Below are 16,725 nucleotides of genomic sequence, written 5' to 3'. Positions count from 1 at the left end.
GCAATATCTCCTCACAATGACGATAAAAAGTCAAACCACACTATCACTCTTTATCCTTGCCTCAATCTCGCTTCTAAAATGGCGTATCAGCCCTTGAATCGGCCAAGCTGCCGCATCACCTAAAGCACAGATAGTATGCCCCTCTATTTCTTTCGTAACGTTAAGGAGTTCGTCTATCTCAGATTTTTTGACATTACCTTTAACTAGTCGCATCATAACTCGCCACATCCAGCCCGTACCCTCACGGCAAGGAGTACATTGCCCGCAAGATTCATGCATGTAAAATTTACTAAGCCTTGCTATTGCATAAACAATATCGGTAGATTGATCCATAACTATAATACCTCCTGTACCAAGTCCAGAACCTGCTGTTCTTAAACTATCAAAATCCATATCCACTTCACATAATGACTTAGGAAGTAAAGGCACGGAAGAACCGCCCGGGATTATGGCTTTAAGATTATCCCATCCACCACGAACACCACCCGCATATTTCTCAATCAATTCTTTTAACGAAATGCCCATTGCTTCCTCAACATTACAAGGCTTGTGAACATGCCCTGATATGCAGAAAATCTTAGTGCCCGTATTGTTAGGTTTACCTATACCAGCAAACCAGCTAGCTCCTCGTCTTAAAATGGTTGGCACTACTGCGATAGACTCAACATTATTTATAGTAGTCGGACAGCCATATAACCCAAAGCCGGCAGGAAAAGGCGGCTTTAAACGAGGCATACCTTTTTTGCCCTCTAAGCTTTCAAGCAATGCCGTTTCTTCGCCACAAATATAAGCACCCGCCCCACGATGTAAATAAATATTACAATCAAAGCCCGAACCGCAAGAATTCTTTCCTATTAACCCTTCCTTATAGGCTTCATCTAAGGCACGCTGAATATTAGAGGCTTCATTATAAAACTCACCTCTAATATAGATATAACAATTATTCGCTCCTATAGCAAAGCTTGCAAGCAAGCAACCTTCTATTAATTTGTGCGGCTCAAACCTTAATATATCACGATCCTTACAAGTGCCAGGCTCAGACTCGTCGGCATTTACTACTAAATAGCAAGACTTCTCTAAATTTTTAGGCATAAATGACCATTTCATACCGGTAGAAAATCCGGCACCTCCTCGCCCTCTAAGCCCTGATTTCTTAACCTCTTCAACGATGAAATCTCTACCTTTATCAAGCAAAGCTTTAGTATTCTCCCAATCGCCTCGCTTCTTGCTAGATTTCAAATCATGGCTTTGCTGCCCATGCAGGTTAGTAAAAATTTTGTCTTCTTCTTTTAGCATAAACTATTCTCGTTATGGCTTAAAAACGTCATTGCGAGGAAAAATTGAAAATTTTGACGAAGCAACCTCGTGCCAAAATCCTGAGATTGTCATGCAGGCTACGGCCACTCGCAATGACAATAAAGCCGGCCCAAGCAACAATGCCTGCTCGCAATGATGATTCTTTACCTTTCTATTACTTTTTTATTAAACTTCCTATTAACAAACATTGTAAGTATCGGAGCAGAGATAAAAATTGAGGAATAAGTACCGGCTATTATCCCAAAAAATATAAGTACGCTAAAACTACGGATTGCCTCACCACCAAAAAGAATAAGGGCTAAATTGGCAAGTAGCGTGGTAATGACAGTTAAAATAGTTCTTGATAAAGTCTCATTAATACTTAAATTTATAATTTCCGTGATATTTTTTTTATGATATTTACGTAAATTTTCTCTAATCCTATCATATATTACTACCGAATCATTAACGGAATAACCTATAATAGTTAACACTGCAGCAATAGTACTTAAGTTAAAATCAAGCTTTGTCATACTCATAAACCCAAGAGCGAGTATTACGTCATGCACTAAGGCGATAAGTATACCAAGACCAAAATACCACTCAAAACGCACCCAAATATAAACCATAATTGCTAAGAAAGAGAATAGCATCGCCATAGCCCCCGCTTCTATTAGCTGCCTACCGACTTGCGGACCGACAAAATCTACCTTACGATATTCAAACTTATACGGAAAATTACTTTGCAAAAATCCTTTAATTAACTCAATATTTTTCATGAGATTTTCTTCACTACTACTACCGAATCTAATCGATAAATCACGCTCACTACCGAAATTCTGTAAGACCACCTCACCTATTCCAAGCTTGCCTAGAACCCCACGCATTTTTGGCAAATCAGGAGCTTGATCAAGCCTTACTTCAATAACTATACCGCCGGCAAAATCAATACCGAAATTAAATTTATATATACCGATCCAAATAAAGCTAATGAGTGATAAAATAATTGAGAAAGTGTAACTAACTTTTTTAAAATTCATAAAATCAAAATCGATTTTATTAGGTAAAAGTCTTAAAGGATAAATTTGCATTATTATATATTTTGTTGAATAAGGATTATATTTGTATTATATAGTAAATTCAAAAAGGTTAAATGATTTTTTATGTCAGAAGTAGTAGTAAAAGAACAATTAGAGCAATATATAAGCAAAATAGAAAGATTAGAACAAGAAAAAGCTGATTTATCTCAAGAAGTAAAAGATATCTTCCAAGATGCTTCTTCACATGGATTTGATGTTAAAGCTATGAAATCTATATTGAAACTAAAGAAATTGGATAAAGATAAACTTGCCGAGCAGGACGCTATGCTTGAGCTTTATAGAGATACTTTAGGGATTTGAGGCATACGTCATTGCGAGGAAATTACGAAGTAATTGACGAAGCAATCTAAGGAGTTTGTTATTATTTCATGAGATTGCCATGCAGCCTACGGCTGCTTGCAATGACGTATTTAGTATTCACGTAGCAATGCACTCTTTCGCAGTAATGACATAAGAGATACAAATATATTTAAGCTTTTGCTGCCTTAGTTTTAGCAATATGGATATGTCTCTCTTTAATTCTAGCCGACTTACCGCTTCTATTTCTTAAATAATAAAGTTTAGCACGACGAACTACTCCGTATTTTACTACATCAATAGAGTGTACTATCGGCGAGTAAGTCATAAAGCGTCTTTCGACTCCTTCACCGTGGCTAATTTTACGTACTAAGAAAGATGAAGTAATACCGCGATTTCTTTTTGCGATAACTACACCTTCATAAGCTTGAAATCTTTCCGTTAATTTTTCCTTACCGTCTTTCTCAATCGATCTATCAATAATTTTAACAGTTACCTTAACTGTATCGCCGGCTTCAAAATCAGGAATTTTTTTATTTGCAGTACGCTTTGAAATATTTTCCTGTTCAAAACGGTCAATAATATTCATTTTTTAACTCCTTAACTCTATAAATCTTTAAGTAACTCCGGACGGCGTAATTTAGTAATCATATGTGATTGCTCTTTTTTCCATTCATTAATTAGCCTGTGGTTACCGGATAACAAAACACTCGGTACAGCTCGATCACGCCAAATTTCAGGTCTTGTATATAGGCTGCATTCAAGCCCGCCCTTAAATTCCCCGTCTTCTTCAAAAGACTCAGAAGATAAGGTATTTTGGTTCATTAAAACACCTGGCAGTAGTCTAATTAAGCAATCGAGAATGGTGAGGGTAGGTATTTCTCCGCCGGATAAAATGTAGTCGCCTACACTAATTTCTTTAACATTATACTCTTCAATTACACGTTCGTCAATCCCTTCGTAACGTCCACATAAGAATATGAGGTTTTTATTTTTTAACATCTCTTTAGCAAAGCTTTGGGTAAAGACTCTACCGCGAGGTGAAGGATAGTACATTTCAGCATTAGGATTTAAAGCAAGAGCATGATCTATGCTACTGCCTAGAACATCAGGACGCATTATAAGCCCGTTACCACCGCCATAAGCCTCATCATCAATATTTTTATGCTTAGTTAAACCGAAATCTCGAATATTAATAACGTCATATGACCAAATATTTTTATTTAGTGCTTGTCCTGCTAAAGAATGTCCTAGAGTTCCAGGAAACATTTCAGGAAAAACGGTTAAGATTGTGGCATGAAGTATAGACATACGTTTAAAATAGTAGACAGTACCAATTAACGCAATAAAATTATAATTTAATTATTTATCCCACCCACCTGTCCTATACTCTTCTTTTCTTTGTTTTTTAGCAGCAGCTGTTGTACCACTCCTAAATGCTTCAGCTTTTTGTTGATGCGTTTTATGAGCTTGATCACTTTGAAATTTTTGAAATTCTGCTTTCTTAGCAGCTTCTATATTAATGGACTTGTTATTTTCTCTAAGCGTCTCATAGCATCTTTATCTAAACTAATACCTGCTTCTTTTGCTTGCTGCTCTATTTTTAATGCTGTCTTATAACCTGCTGCTGCGTTTTTAGCTATAACTTGCCTCTGCATCAACCCACTTTTCTAGAATCTTTCTTCATTGCATCATTATATGGATTTATCTTATTATTTTTAATATCCTTTATTTGTTTTTCTGCTTTCTTTTTATCAAAAAATCTTCTCGCATAACTTCCCCCAAATTTAAGTTAAAAATATATCTATAGTTGCATATATTTCAAAAAAGTTAATAAAGAAAAATAGAGGTATAAGTAATTAAAAATTAACCAATTTGTGTTATAAAAACTTCATCACTTCCTCAGCGATGATTAGCTCTTCGTTTGTCGGCACAGCGAAAACTTTAACCTTACTGCTTTCAGCACTTATTAGATGCTCATTTTTTTGGTTTTTTGTATCATCTATTTTAATGCCTAGCCATAAAAAGTTTTTCAGTAATCATTTCTCGTATTACAGCGGAATTCTGTCCAACACCGGCAGTAAAAATTAGACAATCAACTCCCTCAAGTGCAGCAGTTAGCTTACCTATTTCAAGTACAATGCGATACACAAATAAATCTATAGCAACTTTAGCATCAGGTGAGTTACTGGCAAGCAAAGTACGCATATCGGAGCTTTCACTGGACATACCGAGTAATCCTGATTTCTTATATAGTAACTCGGTTACTGCTTTCATAGTCATTTGCTCATGATCGATAAGATATAACACTACTACCAGGATCAAGGTTACCTGTGTCCTTGTACCCATCATAACACCGTCAAGTACGCTAAAGCCCATGGAACTTGTTAAACTAAGACCGTTTTTAATAGCACATAGACTACTACTGCGTCCTAAATGAGCTATAATAGTCTTTGTAGGTAAATCTTCCTTTGTCATTTCGTTAAAATGGCTGCTAACATATTTATATGATAACCCATGAAAACCGTAACGAATTATCCCTTTATCATAATATTTTTTCGGTAAACCGAAAGCTTTTGTAATAGGAGGATTGGTAAAATGAAACGACGTATCAAAACAAGCTATATGTGAGATTTCTTTATATTTTTGAAGAAATAAAGCCAGTACCTGCAAATTATAAGGTTGATGCAAGGGGCTTAGAGGTATTAATGGTCTTAAATCTTCACTAACTTTTTCATTAACAATAACCAGTTTATTAAAAATTTTCTCGCCATGGACAATACGGCGACCGGTTGCAATTAACTTGAGATTTTGTTGTTTTTTCCACCAATCTTCAAAAAGATCAATAATCATTTCAATAGCATCATCTTTAATGTCGGTAGCAGATGCCTGTGTTTTATTTATATGAAATAATATTTTATTATCATTTTTTCTAAAAAAATATTATAAATTTTATCCTTAACTTTTTCATTCTGAATTTCAAAAATAGAAATTTTCAAACTAGATGAGCCGGCATTAGCTATTAAAATAACATTTTTCATTATTTACCTGCTTGGATATGTAGCTTCGCCTTAGTGTGATTATAAATAAATGAAGCAAGTACACAGGAAATAATACGCATATCCATAGGATCGGCTCTACTTGTTAAAATAATAGGCACACGGGCTCCAAGAACGATACCCGCCATAACCGCTTGACCCAAATATTTTAGCTGCTTTGCAAGCATATTGCCTGATTCAAGATCAGGTACTACTAATATATCAGCATTTCCTGAAACTGAAGAGCTAATGCATTTTGCTTCTGCAGCAAATAAAGAAATAGCATTATCAAACGCAAGCGGTCCGTCAACTATAGCATTCGTAATTTGCCCTCTATCTACCATTTGCGATAAAGCAGTAGCATCAAGGGTTGTAGGGATTGCAGAAGTTACCGTCTCAACTACCGATAATACCGCAACTCTAACCTGCGTGTCTTCTCTGATCATATGCATTAAATCAATAGCATTCTGCACTATATCACGCTTATCTTCTAGAGTAGGACGAATATTAATAGCAGCATCGGTAATAATGAACGGTTTTGGAAATGTAGCAACTGCCATTAAGAAAGCATGGCTTATACGACGTTCAGTACGTAGAGTCCATTCTCCTTATAAACTACCACAGACATAAGCTTATCAGTATGAAGCGCCCCCTTGGCATAATAGCCGCAACTTCCCTTTTCTTCGCAAGCTCTACGGCTTTTTTTGCTGCTTCGTGGCTATGCTCAACATTAATTACTTGATAATCCTCAAGATCGACATTATTAACTTTTGCTACTGATTCAATTTTATGTTGTGGACCAATCAAGACCGGTTTTATTACATTAAATTGTGCCGCTCTAACTGCACCAAGTAATGATTCTGTATCGATCGGATGAACTACTGCAGTTTTAACAGGCTTAAAGGCGTCGGCTCTAAGTAATAGATCGATGAAATGCTTTGCTGCTTCATCACAGTCAGGATCGTTGATTTCTTTTGGAGGAGTATAAGTAGTACCTAATTTCTTAGCTAGAATGGCATCTAAAAAAGTCTCGTTTATTATATGTTGCTTCTTCATAAACCCCTTAATAAATTAATCACTAACTTAATTAGATCGTATATAAGTTAATTAATAAAGGGAAAACTAATTATTGTTTTTAGCGGGCATTTCTTAAATGCTATTAACGCAACAGTGTATATTCGAATTCCGTGTAGGCATTGTTGCGTAGTTTGGAAAATACCCTTATAATGTCATTCCCGCAGAAACGAGAATCCAGTCAAGCATAAAAAAACTTGTTTTTTATATGCTTATTTTATCAAATATGTAACTTCTGTATCAATATTGAAGTTATTTTTCTGGATTCCTGCTTTCGCAGGAATTACATAAGAGCTACATATCAATCATTTAAATAATTTCCAATTTCGTTCTTGCGGTGGAGAATCTTCTCTTCCTTCAGAAAAAAATCATTAGTAGGATTTGAGCTTAGTTCTGTAAATAGTTCTTCCCAACTTTTTGCGGTTTTAAGCTTTTATCTGATGATAAATACTTGAGTTCTTCAGAACCATTTTTAGTTTGATCGTTCATCAATATGTTTGTTTTTACATATTCTATATACTGTAATTGTTTAAAAAAACAATTATTAGTTATTCTACTTCATATTTCTTAAATGATCTTCTAATTTTCTTAGCTTTCTACCCTCGTTTACTATAGGCTTTACATAGGTTTGCATTTTGGCATTTTCTCTATATTTATTAATCTTATCGATCTGAGCATTGACTTCATCGGTAATGGCTTGCTTTCTATCCTCTATTTTATTTAATACTTCAGTACTATATTCATAATTTTTAACATCAGCATTAAAGTTATTAAGCTCTTCTGTAATCTTTTGGTCTATTTCAGCTCCCTCGGCGGTATCTTTAACTTTTTGTGCTATTAATGCCGGCATTTCTTCGATCTTGATATCATCTCTTTTGAAATGATCTTTAAGCTCTTTATAAGTTTGCTCTAAATTTTCCTGGGCTTTCTCGTGCATAATATCATAATGCTCTTGGCGACGAATATATCGATCTCCATCTATAAATTCTGCATATTTTCTATGAGCGTTATCTATCATATCGCGCATCTGAGAATCAGTAGCTTTCTCACGCATAAATCTGTCGCCCATCATTACCGGTTCACCTTCCTCAAATAACCTACCATGCACCTCATGAATAAGCTTTCTTTGAGCTAATTCTTGATAATATTCCACATCACTATGTCTACCTGCTTTTTCTAGTCTTGCTAGATATTCCGGTGATAATATATCTGCTTGAACAGCTAGCGCCTCCTTATTAATATGCATTTGGAGCTCTTCATGTTCTCGTGCTTTTTCATCATCTTTTAATTTTTCGCTATAAGTTCTAAGCCTTGGATCGTTATATTCAAAATCATGCCATTCGGCACTGGTTAGATTACCCTCATAAGCATCACGTAAATCTTTACCGACTATTGCAGTTAAAGCTCCTCTTTTTATTCCTGTATAACCTGCATATATTTTTTCGCCTATACCTACACGCTTTTCTTCTTTTAATCTACGTTTTGTATCAACACGATGCTTTATCTCTTGCCAACTTCTAAGCACTCCTATATTCTTACCGAACAGACCAACACCTCGCCCGGACATTTCTTGGTGAGCATTTTTATAAGCATCTTGATAATCTCTAGTAAAGTTTGCATCGCTAGCGAGTTCACGTAAGTTAGCATCTTTTAATGACTTATCAAGCTCAGCTTTTTGTTCTTTACTTAAAGCAGCGTAATCTTTCACTCCATATTTATTTGCAGCAATTTTATCTCGAAGCTGAGTAAACTTCATTTGCGATAGTTCTTTTGCTTTTAATTCATTCCCCTTAGGTAAATTCTTTAATAATCCTGCAATACCGTTTTCATAATCCGTAATAGCATTCATTTTTACATCTTTAGAATCTATACCGTATTTTCTCTTAACCTCATTTTGTACGGTTTTATTTGCTGAAGAACCGAGAGCTTGCTTTTCAAGCCTTCCCATCATCATATTTTCAAATTTCTCGGCAAAAAACATACGAACTTGCTCTTTCCCTGCACTTACACGGCTAGTTACAGGTGCACTTACCGTCTTAGCCACATAATTTAGCGGTCTATTCATTTGTTTCGCTGCAGATTCATAAGATTGCTGATTAACTTTTTGTATTTCTGTTAAATTACCTGAAGTACCGGCAATAAATTGTACCGTCGATATAGCAGTATCGTTAAATTTACTTAGCAAATAAATAGACACAAAAATTAGTAATATCCCGTCAAGTTGGACAAATTTCCCATTTATAAAATTACTAATTCTTTTTGCATCTTTAACTAAATCTAAAAACGGTAATTCAATATAGCGTTCATCTATACACTCATACGCAGCACAATGCTTACATTTATCAGGGTCATTCTTACAAGAATCATCTACTATTATATGATCTTTAGGAACTAATATATTTGCTTTGTGGAAATTATTTATACCGCCTTTCATCGGTACTGGGAACCACCAATAAAATATTGAATGACCCAGGCTTGGATCTATATCCTCAAGGAAGCTACCAAATATTTCATTTATCGGACCTAAATTAGGAAAATCATGTTTACATACTGCAAAACCAAGCGTTGAATATATTTCGGTTCTGATGATCATTGAAATAAAAGCGATACCGGTAAATAAAATTATAGGCTGTAATGCATATGATATTAATTGTCTTAACCAATTCTCAAATAACGAACGAGTTATATTAAACAACATGAAACAAATAAATATCGGTCCCATAATTATAATCATACCGATAGTTATAAGAGCGGTTAGATAGATAATAGTAGCTTTAAATATAAGAAAGAAAATAAAATATAAGGCTATTAAATATAGAATGATATATATAAAACCAAGCCAATCAACAAATAGTAAAGAAAATAATTTAGATAAAGTTTGAGGAGAAATAAGTAACCCAAGCAAGCTTTGAGAACCGGGACCGGTAGCCGAAGCTTCATTAATTATTTGCAGTATTTGCTGAACCCCATCAATAAAAAATACGAATAAATAATCATGAAAAAATGTCCAAGCTTTATCAGTACTTAATAATATTGAGACTATACTAACTTTTAATATTCTAACTATAAGTTCGACATGAGTAAGGTTTATATTACCTATTAAAAAGGAAAAACCTGTAAACATTATGTATAGAGTTAAAATAGCCGAGACACTCATCCTATAACCCGACGTATCAATTATTTGTTGATAAGTTTTCTTTATAATCCCATCCTTACCAAATAATACTCCTTTTATTAAATCCGTTAAAAATTGTAGCGGATCGGGTCTAGTATCAGTAACTCCAGACTTTATTACTAATCTATATTGCCCGCTATTATCATTATAAAATTTATCTATAATCTTAAAATAAAGAGGAGATTGAGCATATTTTGACTTATCTTCACCTTTATATTGATAATTTATACCGCCGGCTTCCAAGAATTGTCCTGTACTACTAGTACTATAAAATTCATAGCCCGAAGTAAGCTCCTCTCCTAAATGCTGAGTTATACCTTGCGGTTTACTCTGTGAGTCCGGTGAAATATTGGGATCGGTATTTTTAGCGGCAATAAGAAAATAAAGCCCGACACCGTTTGTCATTATACATGGAGCATTACTAATCATTGCATCATTTTGATTTGCGGGATTAGGAGTACACATATCAAGTCTAGTATTATCCCAAAAAGTACACGGTTGTAGCTTAACGCAAAAAGCAGCCAAAGTAGTTGTGTTATTTTTTTGACCATACCATGGACACCATGCAGATAACTGACCTGAAGTATTTTTATCGCCAAGTATATAACTCCACGGTCTTACCATAATGGTTAAAGGATAGCCGTTTACTTTATAAGCACTATCACGCCATGGTGCTACCTGATTACCTTCCTGTCTTGAAGTAATTTCTTCCGGATCATATCTAGCAGAGACATTGAATTTGATAAAACCGAAATCATCAGGGTCAATACAAGTATCGCCGGTACAACCGGAAAGCAGCAATAGCGATATTAATAATGTAATAAAAATATTTTTGTTCATTTATTATGTGTTATTTCCATATGTCTTAATTTCAATGTCATTGCGAGCGACCATAGGGAGCGTGGCAATCTCATGAAGCAGTACTAAATTCCTGAGATTGCTTTGTCAATTGCTATGCAATTTCCTCGCAATGACGTTGAAAATATTTACAATTATTCTTTCTTCTCTCCTTCCTCTTTCTTCACATCATTACGCTCAGCAAGAAATTTATTTGTAAATTCACCACCTACTTCCGGTTTTCTAGCTTTATAATTTTGATCAATTATCTTGTCTTTGAAAACTCTAGCCGGAGCCATTGCAGCCTTTTTAATCGGTTTTGTTACTGAATCTATATCCTGCATAACGGCTCCCACAGGATCAGAACGTTCTTGATAATTTCCTGATATTCGTGCCGGTGTAACATTTGTAAGCATTCCAACTACTATATTTACAAAAGTTACTAAACTATATGACATCAAGCAATATGAATAAAATAATAAAGCCGTAGTAAATAATACTAAGAAAGTATTAGCATTGTTCGTTAGAATATTCGAGCTACTAATTTCTGGAACATCCGGTACATAGAAAGGTATTCCGGGTAAGAACGGTAATGTAAAAGAGAACTGAATCGGAATACCAAGATGTGTTAAATCAAGCCCTATTTTTATTGGTATAAGAGTATCCCAACAGGCTCTAACTACCACTTTTAAAAGCTGCTCAGATAAAACCTGATCTATCAATAAAAAGAAAATCAATAATATTGTCGGCTGCACTACATAGCTAAGCAATGTCGATATCCAATTATCAAATAAACTTTTAGTTTTTTCAAATAACATTAATATTATAAAAAACGGTGCCAATGAAATCATAACAGTTACCCCTATGAATGCAATCACATAACCTATTATAACTTCTAAAATAGCTCTAAAATAAGTAATAAGTGAATAAATGGTTATAATAGCGATAAATGCTAAACCATTATGTATTTGTAATAATTCAATAAATAGTAATCCCCAAATCCTACCGTTAGTATATTTATCAAATATAGGATCAATAAAACCAAAAATATTAGATCTAGAGCTTGTAGCACCTACTACGTTAGTTACAAAGAAATCAATACCGTCAGTAAATGCACTAAAGAAGTATGTATTAAAGAAGCTCCAACTTTCTTCTCTAATTAAAAAAGCTACTATAGCTATTTTGCATATACGTGTTATTACTTCTACGGCAGTTAATTTTAATGCTCCTGTAACGAACATTAACCCAAATATAGTAACATAAAGGGTTAATGCAGTTTTAACTAAATTCTGCACTGCAGAATTTTTAACTAACTTAATATAAAAGTTTTGACTAAAAGTTCTAAACTGATCGGTAATAGGTTTAATAGCACCGTTATATATTATATCAGAAAACCAAGTTGTACCGGTATAATTAGCATAATTTACACTAACTACCCCTTGTATATTACTATTAGGATTTACCACCCTTAACCATAAATATCCATCTTGCGGGGCATCAGTCGCAAAGTTATAATCTACCGGCATACCACGAACAGATGGATCAGGTAATGTACCATCAGACGTTATTAAATATTCTAACTTTATATTTTGTTGATCATCAGGATTAATTAAATTTGCCCCATTACCTATTTCAACAATCATCGAATAACAACCAAAATATAAAAAATTAGCTGACCAATCATTCTTATTTATATAATCTACAAAACTAGCATAATTTGAAAAATTTCGGCTCCAATCACTCATTAAAACTGAATTACTAAACATGTTACTAACTTGCCAATCGCTAGTAAAATCCATAGTACCACCGCTAGTGGCTTGATAATATATAAAGCTACTTTGAGTACTGCCTGAATTTACAAAACTCTGATCTTGTCCCTTAATAACCTGCCCGCCTACTTTAATTATCATCCCTCTACCTTGATCGTAATAGCAAGCAGGGCTAGTATTTATGCCGGCATTAGCAGGACAAGCCTTAATTAAGCCCATAAAATACTGTACCGCTCCCGTTATCATAGGCTTACCGACTATTACTCCATTATCGGTATTTTTATACTTTGTAGCAGTACCCGTGCCGCTACATACACTTTTTCTTTCCTCATCTATCATATTACACACCTGCTCTGCAGAAGAGTAAATTATTCTATTATCAAAATCTCCAAGGTTACTTTGAGTATAAAGTGCAGAAGCAGCGAATATCGAGCTATCAAGTTCCTGTGTTAAAATATTATCTACGGTATTAGGAAGTTTTAGAGTATTAGGGCTAAAAAAATTATCTTTACCAACTAAACTAATATTTACTACATCGCCGGCCTTAACTTCAATTCTCGAATTACCGTTAGAATAGTTAAAATATTTAACAAAATCAGACATTTTAGTAAATGAAAGTGCATCAAGGTCTTTATCAGGCGGTATAGTCCCCGGTGTTTCACTGTTATTGTCCGTAACAAAACGAGGAAATCCTAAAGCTTCAAATTGTAATTTAGAATAATTATAAGTTTTAATGAAAACTTGCGGCATACTAAACCTTGGATCAATTCTATATAATACTAGATATTTTCTAGGTTCAAGAGTAATACCTGAAGTAGACCAATTTATTTTTAACAATTTACCTTTCTGAACAGTATTACCTGTTGATTGCCAAAGTCCGGCTGTAGATAAACTAATTCCTATATTACCCTCTTGAAAACTTATAAATTCAGGCACTTCTAAACAACCGAATAAGCTTTTTAACCCGCCAAAACTGGTTGACATCCATGAAAAAACATCATCGGCTTTAGCTGGCATCGCCATAAACAAAACTAATAAAACTAAACTCTTAAGAATTTTCATAATTTTAAATTGTTATCCAACACGTCATACCGTGGCTTGTCCATAGTATTAAATAGTAAACCCGTCATTGCGAGCAGCTGTATGGCTGCGCGGCAATCTCATGAAATAACTCCTGAGATTGCTTTGTCAATTATTTCATAATTTCCTCGCAATGACGATTTTCGATTCACCCTCTATTTCGGTGTTTCAGGTTTAGGTGGTTCTTCATTTGTCTTCTCGCTCCCTTCTTTTGGCGTATTTTTCCTATTTTTCTCAGCCTGATCTAATGTCTTATTGCGTTGTTTTAATCGTGCTTCCGCTCTGCCGGTAATACCTTGTCTTGTTTTATCATCCATTCCTATTGAACTTAATGCTTTTTGTCCTGCATCATGAGACATTTTACCACCAATTTCAGTAGCCGAAGGCCCAACAGCACTAGTTAATTTTACTACCATACGTCCTGAAAATTCGACATAACCGTACATACCGTAAGCAATAATAACTAGAGCTACGATATTTTGCATATTTACTCCCATCATACCCGACATATAATCCATTCCCCAAGGGGCAAACCAATTAATACAGAAGATAGGTACATTCAGCAAGGCAATAGGTAAAATAGTACCGATAAACGGAATTTTTATCGGTAAAGCACATTTCCAACACACGCTATAACCTAAAACAAAATCTAGATAAATGGTAAATAGTTGTGTTAGCACTATAATACCTGCCATCATAACTACCGGTTCCATCATATAGCGGATCGTAAACCTCACCCAATTATCAAATAAATACCTAGTAAAATCAAATAATAAGAAACTAATAAATAAAGGGGCTATACCGATTAATATACAAGTTGCCATAAATGCCATAATATAAACGGCAACAGCTCTAAGCGCCGTAATAATTACTATACAAACCGCAATAAAAGTAATTATAAAATATATAATACCGCTAAGCCCAAGAGAAAGAAGTGCAAGTAATTGAGCGATAAAGGTTTGACTAAAAAATATTTTACTCATTACTGCATCTAAAAACATGAAAGGATTAGAAATAGTATTAGTAGAAGTAAACAAACTATATCCACTCATATTAGCAATAATTGAGTCTGAAAAATTGGTAATTGCATCAAAAAGATAGTTATTGAAAAATTCAAAGGTATTACCGTTCATCAGTCCGCTAACTACCCCGATTTTTGCTATTCTAATTACTAGCTCTTTTTGGTTTATCTTAGCAAAACCAAGTAAAAACATTGCTCCGTAAGTCATCACATACAGAATTAAAATTGCTTTAATATAGGTAAAAAAGTTAGTACAGGACGAACTATCATTAGCTTTATAACATACCATATTTTTAAAAATAGAAGTAGCAGCCCCTTGCACTTTAGTTTTAAATAACTGAAGTAACGGATTCATTACTTTAATAGTAAAACTTCCTACTTTTAAGGATGTTGAGAAATGTACTTTATAGCTACCTTCACTATCTTTATAGTCCCTTAAATTATTACCAGGATCATTTAGAATTTTCATCCATATATAACCCGCCTCATTTGCGTTAAAGCTATATTTACCTTCACTATCAACGCTAATTCCTTGAGGTGAATAGGTTTTACCGCTAGTATTCGGGTTTTCCGAAGGCTTTACTATGATGTATTGCACTCGTCCTCGATCATCAAAAGTATCGTTAAAACTATTACCGTTTTCTCTATAGCATTTAGTCTGTTTAATATTTAAAACGTATCCTCCCGTATTCTTACTACTATCTTGTGAGGTAGGCGACCACAGCCTATATTGTAAATAACTTTTTGCAATATTACTGTTAAAAGGTATATTATATATAACTTTATATAAATATTTACCGTCTTTATCTTTATAGTCAGGCGGTTGATCTGTATCTGCAACAAATTTAGCAAATTCTAGCTTAGAAGGCAGAGCTTGACTTACAGAACCCGCATCATTCATTTGATATATTAATCCAGTTGGTCCTTTGCCTCCTTTACCGTCCGCCGTATACCAAAATCTCCGATTCTTTTGAAAATCTCCATCGCTACATATGCCCGAAGTACAATGTACACCTCCAATATAATCTTTATCTTTTGTACGACGATCGTGAACACGATCAGGACATTGATCAACTGGAGGAATATTAGCATTATAAGAACATTGAAGGGCTGAATAGTCGATAAATAATTTACCTGTGTTGTCAGACCACGAAAATGTAAAACTCTCATCATCTAGGTAGTTTTCTGGTGCTGGTCTCGTTATATTAACCCAAGCCATACATTTCGTTGTACATTCTGGTATCTTTGGACAAGCCTTAACACAGCCCAATTCTCCCCAGTCGCAACCTATTTGCTCATACCATTTAGGGCACCTCCATGTGACTTGACAATTCCAATACTTCTCTTTTAACTCGCAAGCATTGACATACTTACCTGAATAAACAGAATATTTTCCACAAATTGGATTATAAGTAGTTTTATTCTCTGAACAATCTTGCGTAACTTCAGCACCTTTAAAAGCATCTTTAACTGTCGCATCCGTATTGGCAAAATTAGGAGATACGGAAACTAAAACTCTATCATTGGCGTATAATTCGGCAATATTACGCCATTCATTATTTTTTGCATCCATTATTAGAGAGACAGGTGGATTATTTGTATCGTTAATACGAGGAATCGGGATCATTTGACCGTTATCGTCTAAATTAGATCCAGCCCCTGTACGTTGTAAATTATCTTTCGGTATATAAGCTAAACACAAACTAACCTGACCGACCACTTGTAAATTCACCGGTTGGCTGTTTTCTACTAGCACCTGAGTATTTAGCCATTCACCGTAACGAGTAGGATCAGGAACAAGCAGAGTCGTGCCGTCGGACAACATCTTAGTAGTGTTTACATAATTAGCATTAGCATTAAGGGTTATAGTATCGGTTATTGAATCCACTCCTCCTTGACCGTCCGACGCATATCTCATGTAGCAGCTGTCACCGACTTTTACTGCTCCTATCATACCAAGTGCTGCAAAAATAAAGCAAACTAACGTTGCTACTATAGCAAGTACTCCTAAAACTTTTAATAAGTTACCCTGCATATT

Annotated in this window: 12 protein-coding genes and 1 pseudogene; 1 reads left to right on the top strand and 12 read right to left on the bottom strand. The window is 34.6% G+C overall.

Annotation, left to right across the window (positions count from 1 at the left end; translation table 11 throughout):
- Nucleotides 1-30: 30 nt before the first annotated feature.
- Both nuoF and secF read right to left on the bottom strand, forming a co-directional pair.
- The gene (nuoF, locus tag ACSFFC_RS03250; protein ID WP_014410362.1) at nt 31-1,296 is read right to left on the bottom strand and encodes an NADH-quinone oxidoreductase subunit NuoF; all 1,266 of its coding nucleotides are present in this window, start codon (nt 1,294-1,296) and stop codon (nt 31-33) included.
- Nucleotides 1,297-1,460: 164 nt separating this feature from the next.
- Entirely contained in the window at nt 1,461-2,387 is a 927-nt protein-coding gene (secF, locus tag ACSFFC_RS03245) for a protein translocase subunit SecF (protein WP_014410361.1), read from the bottom strand.
- 72 nt (nt 2,388-2,459) lie between these two features.
- Here secF and ACSFFC_RS03240 point away from each other — a divergent pair, with 72 nt between their 5' ends.
- On the top strand, nt 2,460-2,696 hold the full coding sequence (locus ACSFFC_RS03240; RefSeq protein ID WP_004996682.1) for a DUF2312 domain-containing protein: 237 nt from the start codon (nt 2,460-2,462) through the stop codon (nt 2,694-2,696).
- A 169-nt stretch (nt 2,697-2,865) separates the two neighbouring features.
- Here ACSFFC_RS03240 and rplS read toward each other — a convergent pair whose 3' ends face one another.
- The 10 genes and pseudogenes from rplS to ACSFFC_RS03190 form a co-directional block, all read right to left on the bottom strand.
- A complete protein-coding gene (gene rplS / locus ACSFFC_RS03235) occupies nt 2,866-3,282 on the bottom strand; it encodes a 50S ribosomal protein L19 (protein ID WP_014410360.1) in 417 nt (138 codons plus the stop codon).
- 17 nt (nt 3,283-3,299) lie between these two features.
- Nucleotides 3,300-4,004 carry a tRNA (guanosine(37)-N1)-methyltransferase TrmD gene (trmD, locus tag ACSFFC_RS03230; protein ID WP_004996686.1) on the bottom strand — a complete coding sequence of 235 codons (705 nt, stop codon included), beginning with the start codon at nt 4,002-4,004 and terminating at the stop codon, nt 3,300-3,302.
- Between the two features lie 203 nt (nt 4,005-4,207).
- Complete coding sequence (locus tag ACSFFC_RS03225; RefSeq protein WP_014410359.1) at nt 4,208-4,351, bottom strand: hypothetical protein; 144 nt, start codon at nt 4,349-4,351, stop codon at nt 4,208-4,210.
- A gap of 222 nt (nt 4,352-4,573) precedes the next feature.
- Nucleotides 4,574-4,699, bottom strand: a complete 126-nt coding sequence (locus ACSFFC_RS03220; RefSeq protein WP_267878541.1) for a hypothetical protein — start codon at nt 4,697-4,699, stop codon at nt 4,574-4,576.
- A gap of 1 nt (nt 4,700) precedes the next feature.
- The gene (locus ACSFFC_RS03215) at nt 4,701-5,546 is read right to left on the bottom strand and encodes an acetate/propionate family kinase (RefSeq protein WP_410526325.1); all 846 of its coding nucleotides are present in this window, start codon (nt 5,544-5,546) and stop codon (nt 4,701-4,703) included.
- 47 nt (nt 5,547-5,593) lie between these two features.
- Nucleotides 5,594-5,734 carry a hypothetical protein gene (locus ACSFFC_RS03210; RefSeq protein WP_410526324.1) on the bottom strand — a complete coding sequence of 47 codons (141 nt, stop codon included), beginning with the start codon at nt 5,732-5,734 and terminating at the stop codon, nt 5,594-5,596.
- Nucleotides 5,734-6,787 (bottom strand): annotated as a pseudogene (locus ACSFFC_RS03205) (phosphate acetyltransferase). Before ACSFFC_RS03205 ends, ACSFFC_RS03210 begins: the two are co-directional and overlap by 1 nt.
- A 571-nt stretch (nt 6,788-7,358) precedes the next feature.
- Nucleotides 7,359-10,820 (bottom strand): type IV secretion system protein, encoded by a 3,462-nt coding sequence (locus ACSFFC_RS03200; protein ID WP_014410356.1) that lies wholly within the window; start codon nt 10,818-10,820, stop codon nt 7,359-7,361.
- A gap of 152 nt (nt 10,821-10,972) precedes the next feature.
- A complete protein-coding gene (locus ACSFFC_RS03195; protein ID WP_014410355.1) occupies nt 10,973-13,648 on the bottom strand; it encodes a TrbL/VirB6 family protein in 2,676 nt (891 codons plus the stop codon).
- A gap of 173 nt (nt 13,649-13,821) precedes the next feature.
- Nucleotides 13,822-16,722 (bottom strand): TrbL/VirB6 family protein, encoded by a 2,901-nt coding sequence (locus ACSFFC_RS03190; RefSeq protein ID WP_014410354.1) that lies wholly within the window; start codon nt 16,720-16,722, stop codon nt 13,822-13,824.
- Nucleotides 16,723-16,725: the final 3 nt, after the last annotated feature.

Origin of the sequence: Rickettsia parkeri, from assembly GCF_051427245.1 — a bacterium.
GTDB classification, from domain to species: Bacteria; Pseudomonadota; Alphaproteobacteria; order Rickettsiales; family Rickettsiaceae; genus Rickettsia; species Rickettsia rickettsii.
Note: the sequence above shows the minus strand (reverse complement) of the source record. Positions and strands in the feature narration are given on the sequence as shown.

Bases quoted from the DNA above. Each gene is read 5' to 3' on its own strand.
- ACSFFC_RS03200 (WP_014410356.1), bottom strand. From the start codon at position 10,820: ATGAACAAAAATATTTTTATTACATTATTAATATCGCTATTGCTGCTT.
- ACSFFC_RS03225 (WP_014410359.1), bottom strand. From the start codon at position 4,351: ATGCAGAGGCAAGTTATAGCTAAAAACGCAGCAGCAGGTTATAAGACA.
- nuoF (WP_014410362.1), bottom strand. From the start codon at position 1,296: ATGCTAAAAGAAGAAGACAAAATTTTTACTAACCTGCATGGGCAGCAA.
- ACSFFC_RS03215 (WP_410526325.1), bottom strand. From the start codon at position 5,546: ATGATTATTGATCTTTTTGAAGATTGGTGGAAAAAACAACAAAATCTC.
- rplS (WP_014410360.1), bottom strand. From the start codon at position 3,282: ATGAATATTATTGACCGTTTTGAACAGGAAAATATTTCAAAGCGTACT.
- ACSFFC_RS03240 (WP_004996682.1), top strand. From the start codon at position 2,460: ATGTCAGAAGTAGTAGTAAAAGAACAATTAGAGCAATATATAAGCAAA.
- ACSFFC_RS03190 (WP_014410354.1), bottom strand. From the start codon at position 16,722: ATGCAGGGTAACTTATTAAAAGTTTTAGGAGTACTTGCTATAGTAGCA.
- ACSFFC_RS03210 (WP_410526324.1), bottom strand. From the start codon at position 5,734: ATGAAAAATGTTATTTTAATAGCTAATGCCGGCTCATCTAGTTTGAAA.
- secF (WP_014410361.1), bottom strand. From the start codon at position 2,387: ATGCAAATTTATCCTTTAAGACTTTTACCTAATAAAATCGATTTTGAT.
- ACSFFC_RS03195 (WP_014410355.1), bottom strand. From the start codon at position 13,648: ATGAAAATTCTTAAGAGTTTAGTTTTATTAGTTTTGTTTATGGCGATG.
- trmD (WP_004996686.1), bottom strand. From the start codon at position 4,004: ATGTCTATACTTCATGCCACAATCTTAACCGTTTTTCCTGAAATGTTT.